The 19,413-nt window shown below is 70.4% G+C and carries 14 protein-coding genes and 1 pseudogene; 13 read left to right on the top strand and 2 right to left on the bottom strand.

Annotated elements, in window-relative coordinates:
- The 3 genes from V6U77_RS04900 to V6U77_RS04890 form a co-directional block, all read left to right on the top strand.
- Positions 1–1,059, top strand: a 1,059-nt coding sequence (locus V6U77_RS04900; RefSeq protein WP_334604954.1) for a thioesterase domain-containing protein, incomplete at its 5' end; no start/stop codon positions are given.
- Positions 1,056–1,907, top strand: a complete 852-nt coding sequence (locus tag V6U77_RS04895; protein ID WP_089002377.1) for an ABC transporter ATP-binding protein — start codon at positions 1,056–1,058, stop codon at positions 1,905–1,907. The genes V6U77_RS04900 and V6U77_RS04895, both read left to right, overlap by 4 nt.
- The gene (locus V6U77_RS04890) at positions 1,904–2,731 is read left to right on the top strand and encodes an ABC transporter permease (RefSeq protein WP_231925808.1); all 828 of its coding nucleotides are present in this window, start codon (positions 1,904–1,906) and stop codon (positions 2,729–2,731) included. The genes V6U77_RS04895 and V6U77_RS04890 overlap by 4 nt, the downstream gene beginning before the upstream one ends.
- A gap of 4 nt (positions 2,732–2,735) precedes the next feature.
- Here V6U77_RS04890 and V6U77_RS04885 read toward each other — a convergent pair whose 3' ends face one another.
- Positions 2,736–3,782 (bottom strand): pyridoxal-phosphate dependent enzyme, encoded by a 1,047-nt coding sequence (locus V6U77_RS04885; RefSeq protein ID WP_089002376.1) that lies wholly within the window; start codon positions 3,780–3,782, stop codon positions 2,736–2,738.
- 101 nt (positions 3,783–3,883) lie between these two features.
- On the opposite strand from V6U77_RS04885, the gene V6U77_RS04880 reads away from it, so the two are divergent.
- From V6U77_RS04880 to V6U77_RS04835, 9 genes and pseudogenes are all read left to right on the top strand, one after another.
- Positions 3,884–9,271: a type I polyketide synthase gene (locus V6U77_RS04880; RefSeq protein WP_334604953.1), complete on the top strand. Its 5,388-nt coding sequence runs from the start codon at positions 3,884–3,886 to the stop codon at positions 9,269–9,271.
- Positions 9,261–10,235 (top strand): LLM class flavin-dependent oxidoreductase, encoded by a 975-nt coding sequence (locus tag V6U77_RS04875; RefSeq protein WP_334604952.1) that lies wholly within the window; start codon positions 9,261–9,263, stop codon positions 10,233–10,235. The genes V6U77_RS04880 and V6U77_RS04875 overlap by 11 nt, the downstream gene beginning before the upstream one ends.
- A complete protein-coding gene (locus V6U77_RS04870) occupies positions 10,232–12,415 on the top strand; it encodes a lantibiotic dehydratase (protein ID WP_089002373.1) in 2,184 nt (727 codons plus the stop codon). The genes V6U77_RS04875 and V6U77_RS04870 overlap by 4 nt, the downstream gene beginning before the upstream one ends.
- Positions 12,416–12,420: 5 nt before the next feature.
- Positions 12,421–12,630 (top strand): MbtH family protein, encoded by a 210-nt coding sequence (locus tag V6U77_RS04865; RefSeq protein WP_089003732.1) that lies wholly within the window; start codon positions 12,421–12,423, stop codon positions 12,628–12,630.
- Entirely contained in the window at positions 12,627–13,370 is a 744-nt protein-coding gene (locus V6U77_RS04860) for a thioesterase II family protein (RefSeq protein ID WP_089002372.1), read from the top strand. The genes V6U77_RS04865 and V6U77_RS04860 overlap by 4 nt, the downstream gene beginning before the upstream one ends.
- A 27-nt stretch (positions 13,371–13,397) precedes the next feature.
- Positions 13,398–14,387, top strand: coding sequence for an ATP-binding cassette domain-containing protein (locus V6U77_RS04855; protein WP_089002371.1), 990 nt, complete (start codon positions 13,398–13,400; stop codon positions 14,385–14,387).
- Positions 14,384–15,160 carry an ABC transporter permease gene (locus V6U77_RS04850; RefSeq protein WP_157747231.1) on the top strand — a complete coding sequence of 259 codons (777 nt, stop codon included), beginning with the start codon at positions 14,384–14,386 and terminating at the stop codon, positions 15,158–15,160. Before V6U77_RS04855 ends, V6U77_RS04850 begins: the two co-directional genes overlap by 4 nt.
- A gap of 1,218 nt (positions 15,161–16,378) precedes the next feature.
- Positions 16,379–16,645, top strand: coding sequence for a helix-turn-helix transcriptional regulator (locus tag V6U77_RS04840; RefSeq protein ID WP_089002369.1), 267 nt, complete (start codon positions 16,379–16,381; stop codon positions 16,643–16,645).
- Between the two features lie 61 nt (positions 16,646–16,706).
- Positions 16,707–17,049 (top strand): annotated as a pseudogene (locus V6U77_RS04835) (transposase); the annotation flags it as partial.
- A gap of 556 nt (positions 17,050–17,605) precedes the next feature.
- Here V6U77_RS04835 and V6U77_RS04830 read toward each other — a convergent pair.
- On the bottom strand, positions 17,606–18,337 hold the full coding sequence (locus tag V6U77_RS04830; protein WP_089002367.1) for an LPXTG cell wall anchor domain-containing protein: 732 nt from the start codon (positions 18,335–18,337) through the stop codon (positions 17,606–17,608).
- 442 nt (positions 18,338–18,779) lie between these two features.
- On the opposite strand from V6U77_RS04830, the gene V6U77_RS04825 reads away from it, so the two are divergent.
- Entirely contained in the window at positions 18,780–19,412 is a 633-nt protein-coding gene (locus V6U77_RS04825) for an ABC transporter ATP-binding protein (protein ID WP_089002365.1), read from the top strand.
- The last annotated feature ends 1 nt before the right edge of the window (position 19,413 follow it).

Raw genomic sequence — 19,413 nt, 5'->3', positions numbered from 1 at the left:
CCGGCCCTGGCCGAGGTGATCGCGGGGCGGCAGGGCGCCGCGCCGGAGGCCGCGCGCACGGGCCCCGGCGGCGCCGGGCAGCAGCCCGGCCCGCGGCCCGCCGCCCCGTCGCCGTCCCCCGTGCCCGAGCCTGACCGGCCGGCGCCCGACCCGCGGGCGAAGGTGCTGTCCGTGGTCGGGACGGCCGATTCCAGCCAGATCCGGGTACGCCGGAACGGCAGCCGGTCGGTGCTGCACTGCGTGCACCCGGGCGGGGGAAGCGCGCACTGGTACGACAACCTGGCGCGGCACCTGCCGGAGAGCCTGGACGTGGTCGCGTATCAGCATCCCGGTCTGTTCGATCCGGGGGAGGCGTCCCGCTCGACCGCGGATCTGGCCCGGCGCTACCTCGACGAGCTGCGTGCCGATCAGCCGCAGGGGCCCTACCACATCTTCAGTTGGTGTGGCGGGGGGCCGATCGCCTGGGAGATGGCCCGGGGCCTGCGCGCGACCGGCGAGAGCGTGACGCTCATCCTCCAGGACCCGGTGCTCCAGCTGCCCGACGTCCCCGGCGACGGCGGCGAGAATTTGCGGCTGCTGGCCCGGTGCGATCGGGCGTACCAGGAGCTCGCCCAGGACCCGGCGCCCGGACGCGCCGTCGAACTGCGGGCGGAGATAGCCGAGCTGCTGCCGCGCATCGTCGTGGAGGGTTTCCACGACGCGCTGCGCGATCCCGATTTCGACCACGTCTGGCCCCTGGCGGTGCGGTCGTGGCGGCAGCAGATGGAGGCCCGGCTCTCGTACCTGTACCAGCCGTACGAGGGGAAGCTGCACCTGCTCACCTGCGACGACCTCGTCAACGGCACGCACGAGAGCCTGGCCGGTCTCGAGCCTGAGGGCTACGTCGGCCGGTGGCGGCGCCTGGTGCCGGCCGGCGTCGAGGTGCACCGGATATCCGGTGGCAACATCACCTCTATGCTGCCGCCACACATCGAGGGTCTCGGCAAGGTCGTCGCCGGCATCGTCGGAAATCCTGAGGAGTTTGGCATGGGACATCCCGAGGAGGTGCGTGCCACATGACCGGCCCCGTGGTGACGGTACGCGGCCTGCGGCGCAGCTACGGACCCGTGGTCGCGCTGGAGGGCATCGACCTGGACATCCAGGAAGGTGAGGTGGTCGCGTTGCTGGGGCCCAACGGCGCCGGCAAGACGACGACCGTGGAGATCCTCGAGGGGCACCGGCGTCGGGACGCCGGCGAGGTCAGCGTGCTCGGCGTGGACCCCTGGCGGGCCCCGTCGTCCTGGCGGTACGGCATCGGCATCGTCCTTCAGGAGGCGAGCGACGCGGGTGAGTTGACGGTGCTGGAGACGCTGCGGCACTTCGGCGGCTACTTCCCGTCCCCGCACGATCCGACCGACCTGCTGCGGAAGGTCGGCCTGGCCGAGGCGGCCGGGCGCCGGGTCCGCACCCTCTCGGGCGGTCAGCGGCGTCGGCTCGACGTTGCCGTCGGGGTGGTGGGCCGGCCACGGCTGCTGTTCCTCGACGAGCCGACCACCGGGTTCGACCCGCAGGCGCGACGGCAGTTCTGGGAGTTGGTCCGCGGCCTGCGGGACGAGCAGGGCACCACCGTGCTGCTGACCACCCACTATCTCGAGGAGGCCGAGGCGTTGGCGGACCGCGTGGTGGTGATCGCCGACGGGGTCGTCCGCGCCGACGGTGACCCGGCGACGCTCGGCGGCCGGATGAGCGGGGAGGCCACGGTGAGCTGGCTGGAGAACGCCGAGGCGCGCAGCGCCCGGACGGCCGACCCGGGCGCGTTCGTCAACGAGCTGGTCGCCCGGCTCGGGCCGTCCGTGCCCGGACTGACGGTCAGCCGCCCCCGGCTGGAGGACGTCTACCTCGACCTGGTGGGAGGGAACAAGCCGTGACCACGCACGCGACGACTGACTCGTTGACCCGTACGGGCCGGCTCGGGCTGGCCCGTGGGGCCGTGGAGATCAGGACCTTCTTCCGGGAACGCGACACCGTGCTGTTCACGTTCGCGTTGCCGATCGTCCTGCTCGTGCTGCTCGGATCGATCTTCTCCACCGAGTACGCCGGAACCGGTGTGACCGCGAGTCAACACATCACCGCGAGCATGATCGCGGCGGGCATCGCCTCCGCCACCTTCGTCACTCTCGCTGTGGGCATCGCCGAGGACCAGGCCAACGGGACGCTGAAGCGGCTGCGCGGGCTGCCGGCCCCACCGGCCGCGTACGTCCTGGGCAAGCTGCTTCTCGTGTTGGTGGTCAGCGTCACCGAGGCCGTGCTGATGGTGGCCACGGGCGTGCTGCTGTTCGACCTGGCGCTGCCGACGGATCCCGGGTCCTGGCTGACCCTGGCCTGGGTGTTCCTGTTGGGAGCGACGGCGTGTTCGTTGCTGGGTATCGTCCTGAGCGGGCTGGCCAGGTCGGTCCGTGGGGCGAGCGCGGCGGCGAACCTGACCTATCTCGTCCTGGTCTTCACCTCGGGTATCTTCGTCACCCCGATCACCGTGCTGCCCGCGCCGTTGACCACGTTGTCGTCCCTGTTCCCGCTGAAGTGGATGGGCCAGGGGTTCCGGGCGGCGTTCCTGCCGGACACGATGGCAGCGCAGGAGTTGGCCGGCTCCTGGGAGCTGGGGCGGGTGGCCCTGGTCCTGGGACTGTGGTGTGTCGTCGGCCTGCTGCTGAGCCTGGCCGTCGTCCGGCGGGGCCTGCGGCGCCGCGAGTGAGGGGTCAGCCGGCCCGCGCCGGCTCGCTCGCCTTGAACGACAGGCCCTGCCGGCGGAACGACCGGATCGCGGACTCGACCGGATCGAGCAGCCCGACCTCGGCCAGCCAGGCGTCGTCGTAGACCGTGTCCTCGTACTTGCTGGCGTCGTCGGGCATCAGCAGCAGGGGGAACGCCGGAGCCGCCGGCCCGAACAGGTCGGTCACACACGCGGTCAACACGCATCCCGCCGAACCGCCGATGCCGATCATGGTGTCCTCCCGGAGCATCCGGCACATCGCGATCGCGTCGCTGTCGCGGATCTGGTGCCGGCCGTCGACGGAACCCGCCTCGAGGAACGACGACCGGCGGCTGGCACCGATCCCCGGGAGGAGACGGGCGGTCGCCGGCATCTCCGTGGGCGGACCCGGGGAGACCTCGCTCGCCAGCGAGTGGAACACGTCCACGGCGATCACCCGGATTCGTCTGCCCGACCCGCGGACGTGCCGGGCGATCCCGGCGGCGGTGCCACCGGTGGAGACCGCGACGTAGACGGCGTCCAGGTGCTGGCCGCCCTGCTCGATGATCTCCGGCGCGGTGCTCTCCTCGTGGACATCCGGATTCGCCGGGTTCTCGTACTGGTTCGGCCAGCGGTAGTCCGGCCGTGACCGGAGGATCCGCCGTACCGCGTCGAGCCGGGTGAGCAGGTATCCACCCCGACCGTCGTGCTCCTCGACGAGGTGCAGTTCGGCGCCGGCCTCGGTGAGCGCCCGCAGGGAGACGGCCGGGGTCTTCGGGTCGACGACCGCGATGAAGTGACAGCCGATGTCGGCCAACAGACGCGCCATCGCGATGCCCAGGTTGCCCGACGTGGACTCCACCACCACTGTGCCCGCCACCAGTGGTCGCTCCCGGTCGAGGGCACGCAGCAGACCGAGGGCGGTCCGTTCCTTCACTGAGCCGGACGGATGTCGACACTCGTGCTTGAGGAGTACCGTGTGATGGTCGCCGCCACGCGTCACGAGGAGCTCTGAGACCGGGGTCGGTGCGATCCTCCGATTCCTGTCCAGCATTGCCAAAGGATGCAAGGGCCGCTCGGTGGCCGGGAAGAACCTGGCGAGTTGTCGCCAGGAACTCGCCGCGACCTTGATGCGTGGACCCACGAGAAACAAGCATGTGCCCCATGGCGCATCAGGCTGGTCTTGATCCCGTCGCCCGGACGGTTGGACAACCCATCGCGATTATCGGCATGGCGGGTCGATTCCCCGGTGCCCGCTCCGTTGAGGAGTTCCGCGACAACCTTCTCGACGGCGTCGAGTCGATCTCCTTCTTCGACGACGAGGAGTTGCGGGCCGCCGGCGTGACCGACGCCGAGCTGGCCGACCCGGCGTACGTGCGGGCAGCTCCGGTCATCGGCGACGTCGACATGTTCGACGCCGCCCTGTTCGGGCTCAGCAGCCGCGAGGCTCAGCTGGTGGATCCCCAGTTCCGGGTGTTCCTCGAGACGTGCCACTCGGCGCTGGAGAACGGCGGCGTGGTCCCCGGTCAGGGCAGCGACCGGATCGGTGTCTACGCCGGATCGCGGCCCAACAACTACCTCGAGGACAACATCTACCGCAGCACGCAGGCGATGCGGAGCGCGGGAAACCTGCTGGCCTCGATCAGCAACCACACGGACTACCTGGCCACCAGCGTGGCCTACCGACTCGGCCTGACCGGCCCGGCGATCAGCATGGTGACCGCGTGCTCGACCTCACTGGTGGCCGTCCACGTCGCCGTGCGGGCGCTGCGCGCCGGTGAGTGCGAGGTCGCCCTCGCCGGTGGCGTCGAGATCTGCCTGCCGGAGATCGGCGGGTACGTCTACAAGGACGGCGGGATCTTCTCGCCGGACGGTCGGATCCGGCCGTTCGACTCCCAGGCCCAGGGCACCGTCTTCGGCAACGGATGTGGTGCCGTCCTGCTCAAGCCGCTGGCCGCCGCGCTGGCCGACGGCAACCCCGTGCACGCCGTCATCCGCGGCACGGCGATCAACAACGACGGCAGCGACAAGGGTGCCTTCTCGTCACCCAGCGCCTCCGGCCAGGTCGCGGTGGTCCGCGCCGGGTTGCGGGACGCCGACGTGCATCCCGCCACCATCGGCTACGTCGAGGCGCACGGCACGGGCACCCTCGTCGGCGATCCGATCGAGGTCGGCGCGCTCAGCACCGCGTGGCGTGAGCAGACCGACGAGGCCGGCTACTGCGCGATCGCGTCGGTCAAGGCCAACGTGGGTCATCTCGGGGCGGCGGCCGGCGTGGCCGGTCTCGTCAACGCGGTCTGCACCGTCCGGGACGGAGTGCTGGCCCCGGTCATCAACTTCGACGAGCCCAACCCGCGCATCGACTTCGTCAACGGCCCGTTCTACGTCAGCACCGAACTGCGCTCCTGGCCGGCGTCGGACCGTCCCCGGCGGGCCGCCGTGAGCTCGTTCGGCATCGGTGGGACCAACGCCAACGTCATCATCGAGCAGCCGCCGGCCCGCGCGGCGTCCCGCCCCGGGCGGCGGTCCTTCCAGCTCATCCCCGTCTCCGCCCACACGCCGGAGGCGCTCGACGCGCTCACCGGCAGGCTGGCCGACTGGCTGTCCGGCACGGACGAGGAGCTCGCCGACCTCGCGTACACCCTGAGCACGGGCCGTCGGGCGCTGCCGCTGCGCCGCTTCGTGGTGGCCGGCGCCCCGGCGGACGCCGCCGCCCGGCTGACCGTCGACCTGCCCGCCTTCAGGGCCACCGCGGCACGCGGCGCCACCTTCCTCTTCCCCGGTCAGGGGGCGCAGTACCCGGGAATGGCCCTCGAGCTGTACCACTCGGAGCCGGTGTTCCGGGCGGAGTACAACGCCTGCGCGGCGGCGCTGCGCGCCACCCACGACGTGGACCTGCTGCACCTGCTGCTCAAGGCGGACAGCGAGACGCAGAACCAGACGCGCAACACGCAGCCGCTGCTGTTCGCGATCGAGTACGCGCTGGCCAGGACGATGCAGAGCCTCGGCATCCAGCCGACCGCGATGCTCGGGCACAGCATCGGCGAGTACGTGGCCGCGGCCCTGGCCGGCGTGTTCAGCCGGGACGACGCGGTGCGGCTGGTGGCTGAGCGGGGTGCGCTCATGCAGACGGCCGAGAGCGGGTCGATGCTCGTGGTGACCCTGCCCGAGGAGCTGCTCGTCCCGATGCTGGACGACACGCTGGACATCGCGGCCATCAACGCACCCGGGGTGTGCGTGGTCGCCGGCCGGACCGAGGACGTGGAACGGTTCGAGGACGAACTGATGCTGCACGGCGTCTCCAGCCGCCGGGTGCACACCTCGCACGCGTTCCACTCCCGGACGATGGACGGCATCCTCGACCGCTTCGAGGAGGCGGTACGAAAGACCACCCTGCACCCGCCGGCGATTCCCTTCGTGTCGAACCTGACCGGAACCTGGATCGCCGACGACGAGGCGACCGACCCGAGCTACTGGGCCCGGCACCTGCGCGGCTGCGTCCGGTTCGCCGCCGGTGTGGAGCTGCTGACCACCGACGGCGACCGGGCCTTCGTCGAGGTGGGGCCCGGCCGGACCCTCACCGGCTACGTCACCGCCCAGGACCGCTCGGCGGTGGCGGTGGCGACGCTGCGCCACCCGAAGCAGCAGCAGTCCGACGCGGAGACCCTGCTCGGCGCGGTCGGCCGGCTCTGGGCCGAGGGCGTGCCGGTGGACTGGGCCGGGTTCTGGTCGGACGAGCGGCGCAACCTGCTGGCCCTGCCCGAGTACCCCTACCAGCGTCAGCGCTACTGGATCGAACCTGACGAGGAAGAGCCGGCCGCTGTCGGCGGGGCGGCTGTCACGGCCGGACCGGTTGGTGCGTACACGGCACCGGTGTGGCTGGAGACCCCGGCACCGGATCCGGTCGCCGCGGAGGGGACCTGGCTCGTCCTCTCCCCGCCGGACGACACCGTCCTGCCCCGGGTGGCGGAGCGGGCCAGGGCCGCCGGCGCCAGCGTGCTGCTGGCGACGACGGACGAGCAGGCCATGGCGCTCCTGGCCGACCTGCCGGCGGACCTGCCGGCGCCGGTGACGCTGGTGCACGGGCTCTGCGTCGGGACCCGGCCCGAGGGCCTGACCGAGGCCGCCGCCGCCGGGTACTGGCTGGAGAACGGCTTCCACAGCGTGCTGCGGATGCTCCAGGAGGCCGTTCGCCGGCTGCCGGGTACGCCCGTCGAGCTGGTCGTCGTGACGAGCCAGATGCAGGACGTCACCGGCGACGGCCTGGTCGAGCCGGCCAAGGCAGCGGTACTGGGCGTGGTCAAGCTCGCGCCGAAGGAGCTTGAATCGGTCACCAGCCGCAGCATCGACCTCGGCGGGACGTACCGCGAGGACCTGGCGGTGGCGCAGCTCTTCGCGGAGATCGCCGGGAAGGGCACGGAGCAGCAGGTCGCCTACCGTGGTCGCAAGCGCTGGGCCTGGTCGTACGCCGGGATCTCGGTGACGGCGCCGGCGGGTGCGCCGCCGGCGCTCCGTCAGGGTGGTGTCTACCTCCTCACCGGCGGCCTGGGCGGGCTCGGCCTGGTCCTCGCCCGTCAGCTCGTCGACCTGGTGTCGGCGAAGGTGGTGCTGCTCGGTCGCAGCGGGTTGCCCGACCGGGAGGAGTGGCCGGCCGTGCTGGCCGCCACCCCGCAGGCGCCGGTCGCGCACCGGATCCGCGCGGTCCAGGAGATCGAGGAGTCCGGCGGGCAGGTTCTGACGCTGGCGGCGGACGTCACCGATGCCGACAGCATGCGGGCGGTACGCGACCGGGTGCTCGACCACTTCGGACCGGTCGACGGGGTGTTCCACCTGGCGGCCGTGGCGGGTGGCGGCATGCTCGAGACCCGGTCCCACGAGGACGCGCAGGCGGTGCTCGCGCCGAAGGTGCGCGGCACGTACCTGCTCGACGAGATCTTCCAGCCGGACCTGATGGTGCTGTACTCGTCGATCGCGGTGCTCTCCTCCGACTTCGGCCTCGGTGACTACGTCGGCGCCAACGCCGTGCTCGACGCCTTCGCGCAGGCACGGTGGGCGGAGGGCCGGCACACGGTCTCCATCAACTGGCCGCCGTTCGCCGAGGTGGGCATGGCGCAGGAGGTCGAGGCCCCGTCGGTCTTCGCCCAGATCGCCTGGGGGGAGCAGCCCGCCGACGCGGAGGTCCGTCCGGTGGCGCACCCGATGCTCTCCGCACGGACCGACGTCGACGACTCGCTCAGCACCTTCGACGTCGACCTGTCCGCGACGAACTGGGTTCTCGACGAGCACCGGATGACCGGCATCCCGACGATGCCGGGCACGGGAATCATCGAGCTGGTGCGCGCCGCGTTCGCCGATCTGACCGGCGAGCAGCACGGTGAGATCACCGACCTCATGCTCGTCCAGCCACTGGTCGCCCACCCCGGCCTGCGGTGTCAGCTCGATCTGCGCCGGCAGCCCGACGGGTTCGAGGTGGTGCTGCGCAGTCCCGACGGCAACCAGTACGCACAGGGCCGGGTCGGCCCGGGAGGCGCCGTCGACCCGACCAAGCACGACCTGGCGCAACTCCGGGCCGAGGCGACGGAGATCTCCGTCCCCGATCTCGCCAACTTCGAGGGCGTGCTCAAGTTCGGCCCCCGCTGGTCCGGAATCCGGGGCCGCTGGTCCGCGCCGGGCATGGAGCTGGTGACCGTCGAGCTCGATGAGCGGTTCCGCTCCGACCTCGACGAGTACCACCTGCATCCGGCGATCCTGGACTGCAGCATCGGGATCGGCCAGGTCATCCGGGGCGAGGGCTTCTACCTGCCGTTCAGCTACGGTCGCATCCGCGTCCACAGCGCGCTGCCCGGCCGGGTGCACGCCATCATCCGGCACCTCGACGACACCCTCGGTGAGACCGCCAGCACCGACGTGACGCTCGTCGACGATGACGGCAACGAGGTTCTGACGGTGGAGCGGTTCACCATCTTCCGGATGCCGGAGGACCTGCCCGAGCGGACCCAGGGGACGTCGGTCGCCGCACCGGCCGTCGCCGAGCCGCTGGACGAGGTCACCCCCGAGGCCGGGGCGGAGGCACTGCGCCTGATTCTCGGTGGCGCCGTGGGCCCGCAGGTCATCTGGTGCCCGGAGGGCCTCGACGTCCGGTTGCGGCGTACCTCCAAGGTCAACCGGGCGGCGGTCACCGAGCAGTTGACCGCCGGCGGTACCTCCACGGGCACGGCACGGACCCTGTCCACGCCGTATGTGGAACCGAGCAGCGACCTCGAGCGGGCCCTGGCGCAACTCTGGTCGGACACGGTCGGCGTCGAGCAGATCGGGGCCGAGGATGACTTCTTCGACCTCGGCGGCAACTCGTTGTTCGCGGTCCAGCTGGTGTCCCGGATCCGGCAGCGCTTCTCGGTCGACGTCTCGGCCGCGCAGCTGTTCGACTCCCGCCACGTGCGGGGCCTGGGCCAGGTCATCGAGGCCGCCCTGGTGGCGAAGATCTCGGCGATGTCGGAAGAGCAGGTCGCGCAGACGATGGGGCTGACCACCGATGCCGGCTGACAGGCTCGCTGTCGGGGCCGTGGTGGGCGGCCAGGGCATGTCGGCGCAGCACATGTTCAGGCTCACCAGCGACGTGGAACAGCTGGGCATGGACTCGGTGTGGCTGCCGCAGATGCCCAATCAGCTCGAGGTCGGCACGCTGCTCGCCGGGCTGGCCGTCACGACGGACCGGCTGCGACTGGGCACGGCGATCCTGCCGATGTACTCGCGCCCTCCGGTGGTCATGGCGCAGACCGCGGTGACCATCGACGAGATGTCCGGCGGGCGGGTGAACCTCGGGCTGGGACTGGGCCACCGGGGAATCGGCGACTGGATGGTCGGTGGCCGTTCGGTGCCGGCGATCGCGGGGACCCGCGAGTATCTCGGCGTCGTCACGCAGCTGTGCCGTGAGGGCGAGGTGAACGTCGACGGTGAATGGTACGGCGGGCACGCCTCGCTCCCGGCGGGGCAGCGTGACGACCTTCCCGTCCTGCTCGGCGCCTTCGGCCCGCGGATGCTCGAACTGGCCGGGGAGGTCGCTGACGGGGCGATCCTCTGGATGTGCACGCCGCAGTACGTCACCGATGTCGTGCTGCCCGCGCTGCGTCGCGGCTGGGCGAAGCGGGGTGGTCGCCCGGACGGCTTCCGCGTGGTCGCGATGATGCACGTGGCGATCAGCGACGAACCCGACCGCGACCGCGAGCTGTTCGGCCGGCTCCTCGCGTCGTACCTGCGGGTGGCGACCTACCGCACGCTGTTCGGCAACAGCGGGTTCGCCAACTGCGTCGAGACGGGCCGGGCCGACGACCGGATGGTGTCGGCCCTGGTCGCGATCGACCCGGAGGAGGTGTCCCGCGGTCTGGCCGCCTACCGACAGGCCGGCGTCGACGAGGTCGTGATCGCCCCGGCGGGCACCGCCCAGCGCGGCTACGAGACCTGCCTTCAGACGCTTCGCGCCACGTACGGGATCAGCGCTGGCGCATGATCCCCGATCATCTGCTGCCGTTGGGCGACGAGGAGTTCTCGGTCTGGCGTCGGTTCTGCCTGCGTAGCGCCGGCATGCCGTTCGACTGGGTCGCTGATCCGCAGATCGTCCGGCAACCGCTGTTCCTGGAGGCGCTGACCTGGCAACACCTCGAGGTCGCCGAGCTCGCCCAACGCCGGGTCGCCGACGGCAGGCCGATGAAGCGGGATCTGTCGAGGACGCTGGCGAGCTACCGGTCGCGGTACTGCGTGAAGAACGACTCGATCGGGTTCTTCGGACCGACGGCCTGGGGCCGCTGGACCGACGGTGACACGGTCGTTCCCGAGCAGGGGTCGGTAACCAGGGGCCAGGTGTTCTTCGAGATGTGGGCCGTCCAGGCGGTGGGCAGGGCGCTCGCGGAGCGCCACGACCTGCATGACTGGACGGTCCCGCAGGTGGCGTCGGCCGTGGCGCCGGGGCCGGGCGGCGTCCACCTGGGCGACGGCTCGTTCCTGTCCCTGTCGGAGTCGGGCCAACGGGTCCTCGGGGCGGTCGACGGCTTCCGGACCGTCTCGGATGTGGCGGCTGTGCTGGACGACGGGACCGCCGACGCCGCGCGGGTCGTCACCGAGATCCGTAAGTTGCAGGCGATGGGGGTGCTGACCCGGGGGTTCTTCATTCCGCAGGCCCAGCACCCCGAGCGCCGGCTGGCCATGCAGTTGGCCCGGGTGGCCGATCCCGTGCGCCGGCAGGCGGCACAGGACGAACTGACGTCGCTGGTGCGGGCCCGGGACCGGGTCGCGGCCGCGGTGGGCGACCCGGCCGCGGTGGCCTCGGCGCTGGAGGCGCTGCACGAACGGTTCACCGCCATCGCCCTCGAGTCGTCGCGGCGACACGACGGCAGGTACTACGCCGGCCGTACGGTCGTCTACGAGGAATGTCGCGCCGACACCGTCCCGGAGCTTGGGGCGGAGCTGCGGGCTGACGTGGCACCGGCCCTGGGCCTCCTGCTGCAGAGCGCGCGGTGGTTCTCGGTCGAGATCGCCCGGGGATACCGGTCGTTGGTCGGCGAGTTGCTCGCGCGGGAGCCGGACCGGTCCGCCGCCGGCTACCCCCTGCCCAGGCTGCTCGCCCAGCTCGCCCCGACCTTCCAGGACAGTACGACCGGACCGACCGGCGCCGCGACGCGTGAACTGCGTCGACGCTGGACGGAGATTCTGGCCCCGCAGCCGATGACCGGTCCGGTGACGTACTCGTCGCAGGAGCTGCGGGACAAGGTCCTCACGGCCTTCCCCGCCACGGCGCCGGGTTGGCCGACGGCACGGTGGCACAGTCCGGATCTCATGCTCGCGGCGGCCAGCCCGGAGGACCTGCGCGACGGCCGGTGGTTGGCCGTCCTCGGCGAGGTCCACCCCACGATCAACTCGCTCGACCAGTTGTGCTTCTCGTGGTCGCACCCCGACCAGGCGGGGCTGCGGCGGGACATCGACAGCGACATGCCGAAGCGGATCGTCCCGCTCTACTCGATGACCGACGGCCTGGTGAACTCCCGTACCGGCCCGCCCGAGGCGTACCACTCGCCCGGCTACACCTACCTGGGGGTCTCCTCCGAGCAGTCGTACGCGCCACCGCGGGCCGACGTCGTGGCGGCGGGCGCGCTGCGGGTGCACCGGGAGGCTGGACGGCTGATCGTCCGCTCCGTGGTGGACGACTTCGAGGCCGACCTCATCGAGGTGCTGGACGACTACCTCGCCCTGGCCGCGTTCAACCGGTTCGGGCTGCTGGCTCCGTCCCCGTACCAGCCACGGATCCAGATCGACCGGGTCGTCGTGTCGCGTGAGCGATGGCAGCTCCCGTTCACCGAGTTCGCCGAGTTCGCGCAGGCCCGGCTGGCGACGGTGGTGTCGCACGTACGGCAGGTCGCGGCGGGCCGAGGGCTGCCCGACGTCGCGTTCTGGGTCGTCGCGGGCGAGGCCAAGCCGATCTACGTCGACCTGCGCGACGACACCCTGATCGACACGCTCTGGGCGAAGCTGCGCCGTGGCCGGCAACGTGACCCCGGTGGCAGCGTCTCGATCACCGAGATGCTGCCGGGACCCGACCAGCTGTGGCTGCGCGATTCGCAGGGCCGGGGCTACACGGCGGAGTTCAGGCTGACCTGCGTCGACAGTCAGCAGTACCGAGGCGAGAACGGAGAGTGAGCAAGGTGTTCGACGACGACGGGCGCACCTACCAGGTGGTCATGAACGACGAGGAACAGTATTCGATCTGGCCCGACGACCGCCCGATCCCGGCTGGGTGGACGGCGTCCGGCCCCTCCGGCCCCCGGCAGGAGTGCCTCGACCACATCACCACGGTCTGGACCGACATGCGGCCCCGCAGCCTGCGGCTGCTGATGGAGGCGGACTCGGCATGACCGTCCGAGCCCAATCCACCATCGTCCGGATCGGGGCGGTGAACGACCCGCGGGTCCGGCTGCTGTGCTTTCCACAGGCCGGCGGCGGTACGGCGACCTTCCGGCCGCTCAGCACGGTCCTCCCGCCGAGCGTCGACCTCTGCGCCCTGCGACTGCCGGGCCGGGAGTCCCGCCGACGGGAGACCCCGCTCACGGACATGCACGAAACCGTCGCGGAGGTGATCAAGACTCTGGGCGAGTGGGACGGCGTGCCGCTGGCGTTGCTGGGCTACTGCTCGGGGTCGTTCGTCGCCTACCAGGTGGCGCGCGAGCTGGCCCAGGCGGGTCGTCCGCCGGTCCGGCTCATCGTGCTGGCCTCGCCGGGGCCGAGGGCCGTCGCCCCCGAGCGTCGGATCCACACGCTGGCCGAGCCGGACCTGATCACCTACCTGCGGGACTCCCGCATCACCCCCGAGTCGGTGCTGTCGGACCGGAACCTCTTCGGCATGTTCGAACCGGCCATCCGCGCCGACTTCGCCGTCTACGAGAACTGGGACTACCAGCCCGGTGCGCCACTCGGGATGCCGGTCACGGTCGTCGGCGCCCGGGAGGACGCGTCGGTGGACTTCGCGGACCTCGCGATGTGGCAGGACCACACAAGCAAGGACTTCACCCTGCGGATCATGCCGGGCGGGCACGACTTCCTCGGGTCGGCCTCGGCGCGGCTAGGCGAACTGTTGCTGGCCGAGCTCGACCTCTGACATCCACCAAGGACGAGAGGAACGCACATGGCCGAGATGGCCATCCAGGTACGTGACCTGGTCAAGAGCTACCCGCGGGGCGTCCGGGCCCTCGACGGGCTGAGCTTCGTTGTGCCTGAGGGCACCCTGTTCGGGTTGCTGGGACCCAACGGGGCTGGCAAGTCCACGGCGGTGCGGATCCTCTCGACGCTGGCCCGGGCGGACTCGGGGCAGGCACTCGTCGCCGGGTACGACGTCGTTCGGCAGGCGACCGAGGTGCGTAGGCGGATCGGTCTCGTCGGACAGCGCCTCAGTGCCGTACCCACCGCCACCGTGCGCGAGAACGTGCTCCTCCAGGGCCGGATGTTCGGCCTCAAGGGCCGGGCGCTGGCGACCCGGACCGACGAGGTGCTCTCGATGCTGGCGCTCTCGGACGTCGCCGGCCGGCAGGCGGGCTTCTGCTCCGGCGGCATGAAGCGTCGGGTCGACATCGCCATGGGGATCGTGCACCGCCCCCGGGTCCTCTATCTCGACGAGCCGACGACCGGCCTCGACCCGGACATCCGCGTGCAGCTCTGGAGCGACCTCACCGCGTTGGTCCGGCAGGAGGGGATCACGATCCTGCTGACCACCCACTACCTCGAAGAGGCCGACGCCCTGGCGAACGACATCGCCATCATCGACAGCGGCCGGATCGTGACGACGGGCAGCCCGGAGACGCTGAAGCAGAAGCTGCGGGGGGACACCCTGCAGGTCGAGTTCGAGTCGGACCAGTCCGAGGAAGCGATCCGCGGCGCGTTGGCGGGGCTCGACGGTCTGGACGAGATCCGCGTCGACGGACGCCGGCTGCACGCACGGGCGCCGATCGGCGGGGCGGCGGTTCCGGTCGTCCTCGCGCGGCTCGGCCAGGAAGCCATGGCGGTACGGTCGGTCAGCGTGTCCCAGCCGACCCTGGATGACGTGTACCTGGCGTACACGGGACGCAGATTCGCTACCCAGGCGGATGCCGGGGCAAGCGCCGGAGGGCAGTCATCGTGAGTGAGCTCGTCGGACAGTCCGCCTACATCGCGCGTCGGCACATCCTGCACACGTTCCGTCAGCCCTGGCTCATCGCGATCAACCTCGTCCAGCCGTTCCTGTGGTTGCTGCTGTTCAGCGGGACCTTCCGCCGTATCGCCGACATCCCCGGATTTGGCTCCGACAACTACGCCCAGTTCTTCCTGCCGGGGCTCATCGTGATGACGGTCCTGCTCGCGAGTGGCTGGAACGGTCTGTCCCTGCTGGCGGACATGGAGCGGGGGACCCTTGATCGGCTGCTGGCGTCCCCGGTGCGCCCGATCGCCCTGATCATCGGTCCGCTGGTGCAGCAGGTGGTCAACGCGGTGATCCCGACGGCCATCCTGCTCGTGGTGGGCTACGGGCTCGGGGTGCGATTCCACGGGGGCGTGCTCGGAGTTGTCGTCATGATCCTCGCGCTCGCGGGGGTCGCCTGCGCGCTCGCCGCACTGTCGAGCACCGTCGCGCTGATCGTGGGGCGGGAGGAGTCCCTGATCGCGATGGTCAACTTCATCGTGATGCCCCTGACGTTCCTCTCCAGTGCCTTCATGCCCAAGGACCTGGTGCCGGGATGGGTTGCCGCGGCGATCGCCGCGAACCCGGTCAACTGGGCGGTGGAACTGTGTCGCGACTCGTTCAACGACAGTCTGGAGCTGGGGAGGGTCCTGACGGGCCTGGGCCTGCTGGCCGGGTTGGCGGCGGTGTCCATGGCGACGACCGGCGTGGCGTTGGCCCGACATCGTCGGCGTTCCTGAACGGTGCCGGTGCTCTGCCGCTGGGTCTTGGCGGCGGTCACACCGACCGCCGCCCACCTGAAGGAAGGCCTCGGGCGGCAGGGGATGGTTGGGCGAGGCGGGGTGGACCGACCGTGAGGGCGTGTCGCCGAATCGTGCGCGCCGCCGAGTCCGCCCGGGCGCGAACACCACCGAGCTGATGCCGGACAGCAGACCGGGCGAGGCGCGGCGTTGTCGGCGTCTTGCCGCCAGTTCCCGCCGTCGGTGCTCCGGGCCTTGTCCGACTTGATGTTTCGCCTTGGCGGCTGGTCGGTGACCGGGCTGATCATGGTGACAGTTGGTCGATCGATCTTCCTGTCGAGAGAGACGGATGCGGCGAGGGCCAGGCCATCACGGTCCCTGGCTGGCCGTACTCGACGGTCGTGGCGTTGGAGTCGGGCCGTGTCTGGTGGACTGCGCCGCTGATGCGGTGCGGTTGGTGCCTGGTCACGACGCGGCGGCGGTCACCGCCGGGCAGCTGCGGGACATCGTGGGACGGCCGGTCGCGGCCGGCCGGTGGCAGGCCGGCGATCCGAACATCCTGGTGGTGGCTGACGCCCACGACGCGCCCGGTTGGCGTTCCTCCTGCGTGATCTGCCCGTGCAGATCCTCGCGCGGATGCGCTCGGACCGAGTCCGGCACGACGAAAACGACACCGAAGCCGTCCCGCACGCCCCGGCCACGCCGAACGGGTTGAAGATCAAGTTAGGGGATTGGCGATCATCCGCTCGTCGGGGCCGCCCCTGGCCGAACGGGCCGAACGGACCGACGAGTGGACCGCGTAGGTCGGGTGCCTGTCCGAGCCCGCCCCTCCTCGCGCGGCTCGTGGGGTCGCTATCGATCGGCGACAGCCAGGCAAAGACGCCCTAATCAACGCATCGCATCTAGTTGGTAGATAACGACCGCTCCTCTGTCGGATTTGCCCGAGGCTCGACTCCGGTGTCGGCGAGGGTTCCGGAACAAAATGATCATAATCGGACTAGGCCAGTGTTCTGTGTCACGGGCACCCCCGCAAGATGTTCAACATTTCGCTAGTCGTTCGCACTTTGAGTAACCGTGTGGTTGCTTTTTCCGGCAGGTCTTTGCCATTTTGTAACAACGCCTACCTGGTGCCCCTCTGGCAGGATGGGGGTCGCGCGGTCGGCCTCGTTGTTGAAGTCCGCGCCTGCCTCGTGGTGACTGCTGGATAAGGAAGTTGGGATGACAAAGAGTAAGCTTGACGGGGCTATTCGTGATCGCGATGGCGGTGAATCCTTCCCCCTGAAGCCAATCCCTCCGCACCTGAACGTAATTGTCGCGGCCCTGCTCAGCGGGGCAACGGACGTTGCTGCCAGCCATCAGTTGAATTGTTCGCCGAGGACTTTCAGCCGGCGAGTTGGTGAACTGTTGGAATATCTCGGAGTCGAAACCAGGTTCCAGGCAGGCGTCAAGTTGGCTATGCCGGAAAGTGGCCCGCTGGACCGTTGAGTCGCAGTCCGCGGATTCGGCGGTGCGGATCCTGAACTGGAGTCGACCATTACCGGAGTGCTCGGTGCCCGGCGCCGGCGTCAGGCCCACAGCCCGGATCCTGCGTGAAGTCGGGCGACGGCACCACCTTGCCGACACCAGGCCACCTCGCCGCCTACGCCGGCCTCGCAACGGTCACCCCACGATCCGGCGGCGGCATCTGCGACTGGCACCCGCCCCGAGGCGGCAACAAACAGCTCAGCCGCGCGCTCTTCCTCGCCGCATTCGCCGACTCCATCAGGAGGGCCTGCTGCGACCGCAAGAGAGAGCCGAAGGCAAACGGCCACAACGCCGCCCCCGTCCGCCTCGCCCGACGCCGCTGCGACGTCCTCTGCGCCTTGCTCCGGGACAATATTTCCTATTGACCACGCCGAACCATCCTGTCACCGCTTGACGAAATCCATAGGGGCGGCCCGCGCGACGGCGCCGGTCAGACGCGAGCACTACCTGAGGTCGTATGGGCGATTGGCTGGCGGCGGGCGACTGCTGGGAAAGCCCTCTGCGGGGCCCTGCGGGCGTCGGTGGCGACGGTGTCCGAATTGGGTGCGGGACGGGGCCGCGCGGACGTCCCGGCAACAGTATCGGTGCCCCCGAAAAACCCTGTCAAGTTCGACTGCCATTGTCGAGCGTCGATGAATCGAAGATGGGGTCCATGCAATTCAACGGCGGATTTCAGCGACCAATGACAACTCCGGACCGTGACATCCGGTAAGCGTAGGTCGGCGGTTCGGCTCCGTCAGCGGTGAAGAAGCCCAGCTCAACGACCTGGGACTCGCCGTTCCCGAGGTCGATCACCCCGCCGCCGGTGGTGCCAGTCCCCAAGGTGGTCCGCACCCGCGCAGCGACCGCGACGAACCGCGCAGCGCACGGCGCCGATCGCGCCCAGCCCGACGGAGCGTCGAGCCGGGCGCGTCGAGCGGGCTATGCCACGAAGCGGGAACGGCGTCGGCGTCCGATCAGGTAGCCAGCGCCGCCGAGGAGCAGAAGCGCACCGCCGATGCCGGCCACGGTCCCGGTGCCGTCACCGGTGACGGGCAGCCCGCCGCCGTCGCCGCCGCCGGGGGCGCCCAGGCTGGCGGAGGAAGCAGGAGTCGGTGCAATGGTCGTCGCGGGGCTGGGCGTGGTGCTCGGTGCAGGCGTGGGCTGAGACGTTGCCGTCGGCGTGGGCTGAGACGCGCAGTCGAGCGCCCGTGCGGCGTACAGGCCGTTGTTCAGGTAAGCCAGGTACACATCGACGGTCCCCTCATCAAGCGCCTTCTGCGCGGCCGCCTTCACGTTGACACCAGCGCCCGTCAACGTCCGGACCACCGTGACCCTCAGCGCCGTTGACCAGGCCTTCCGCACGTCCGCCTTGAGGAATGCGCGCAGATCATCCGCGGTGCCGTCCAGGCGCTCCTGAATGGCGTCAGGCAGAACGGGCAACGAGTCGGCCTTCGCCGCGGCCAGGATCTGGTTGGCCAACACGCGCACCTCCACATCGGTGGCGGAATCCAGGTCGATGGTGACAAGTTCGCGGATGTCCTTGTACACCTTGCGCTCGACCGTTTGGCAGGCCTCGTTCAGCACGGGCGGTTCGGTTTGAGCCGTCGCCGGCGCCGCCGGAACCAGGAAGGCCAGCGCCATTAGGACGCCGGCCGGTAGCTTCCATCGCATGTGAATCTTCTTCCCCGTTGCAGGTCAAAACGTGGCGATGCTACCCGTCGTCCACGCCAAATCGTTGCCCCGTCCGTGACCGGCCTCGCGTCGAGGCCACGGATCAGGGGTCAGCGGTCCGCATCCGGTCCACAAAAGGCCGGCGGACATTGCGGCTCGCGACCAGGTGGGTCGGGGCGTCGAACCGCTCGGCGGCGGCGAGGGTGTGGCCACGGTCGAGCGACCGCGGGGACAGGACAGCACGGGTGAGTCGGGCGGTGATCCTTGCGAGGGGCCAGGTGCCGTCGATGCCGGGCGACACGAGGCCGCGCATCCCATATTCGCCCTCCACGGGCTTCCCGGCGCGCGCTTCCGGCTGCCGCCGAATTCCTGTCACCATGTCCGGTGAAAGCGATACGACTTCTACGGCGGAATGCGGAGTCCTGATCTTGAGATTGCTGCGATGACCTCGGCCGTCGACGTCCGGCAGGTGACTGTCACCTACGGCTCGACGCTGGTGCTGGACGGTATCGACCTGCGGGTTCCCGAGGGCGCCGCCGTCGCGCTCGTCGGTGAGAACGGCGCCGGCAAGTCCACCCTGCTGCGCTGCATCACCGGCCTTCAGGAGCCGTCCGCCGGCGACATCTCCGTCTTCGAGGCGGTGCCCGGACGCGGCGCGGACTTCTGGCGGCAGGTCGCCACCACGGTGGAGTCGCCCAGTTGGTACCAGGGCCTGACCGTGCGCGAGCATCTCGACCTGGTCCGGGTGGTCAACGGCGGCGACCCTGGCGACGGGCACATCGACGAACTCTGCACCACCCTCGGCCTGACCGGGCTCTGCGACAGCCTGCCCATCACGCTCTCCTCCGGCCAGCGCCAGCGTTTCCTGCTCGCCGCGACCCTCGTACGGCCCAGCCGGCTGCTCGTCCTCGACGAGCCCGAGCAGCGTCTCGACACTCGGATCAAGCGTGCGATCGCGGCGCACCTGCGGTCGTACGTGAGGGCCGGCGGCACGCTGATCATGGCGAGCCACGACGACGGGTTCCGGGTCGGCGTCGGCGCGGACGAGATCGTGCTCACCCGCCCGGAGAGCTGAG

Origin of the sequence: Micromonospora sp. CPCC 205546 (assembly GCF_036902715.1) — a bacterium.
Classification (GTDB): domain Bacteria; phylum Actinomycetota; class Actinomycetes; order Mycobacteriales; family Micromonosporaceae; genus Micromonospora.
Note: the sequence above shows the minus strand (reverse complement) of the source record. Positions and strands in the feature narration are given on the sequence as shown.

Coding starts and splice junctions, on each gene's coding strand:
- V6U77_RS04895 (WP_089002377.1), top strand. CDS start 1,056: ATGACCGGCCCCGTGGTGACGGTACGCGGCCTGCGGCGCAGCTACGGA.
- V6U77_RS04885 (WP_089002376.1), bottom strand. CDS start 3,782: ATGCTGGACAGGAATCGGAGGATCGCACCGACCCCGGTCTCAGAGCTC.
- V6U77_RS04880 (WP_334604953.1), top strand. CDS start 3,884: ATGTGCCCCATGGCGCATCAGGCTGGTCTTGATCCCGTCGCCCGGACG.
- V6U77_RS04875 (WP_334604952.1), top strand. CDS start 9,261: ATGCCGGCTGACAGGCTCGCTGTCGGGGCCGTGGTGGGCGGCCAGGGC.
- V6U77_RS04870 (WP_089002373.1), top strand. CDS start 10,232: ATGATCCCCGATCATCTGCTGCCGTTGGGCGACGAGGAGTTCTCGGTC.
- V6U77_RS04860 (WP_089002372.1), top strand. CDS start 12,627: ATGACCGTCCGAGCCCAATCCACCATCGTCCGGATCGGGGCGGTGAAC.
- V6U77_RS04855 (WP_089002371.1), top strand. CDS start 13,398: ATGGCCGAGATGGCCATCCAGGTACGTGACCTGGTCAAGAGCTACCCG.
- V6U77_RS04840 (WP_089002369.1), top strand. CDS start 16,379: ATGACAAAGAGTAAGCTTGACGGGGCTATTCGTGATCGCGATGGCGGT.
- V6U77_RS04830 (WP_089002367.1), bottom strand. CDS start 18,337: ATGCGATGGAAGCTACCGGCCGGCGTCCTAATGGCGCTGGCCTTCCTG.
- V6U77_RS04825 (WP_089002365.1), top strand. CDS start 18,780: ATGACCTCGGCCGTCGACGTCCGGCAGGTGACTGTCACCTACGGCTCG.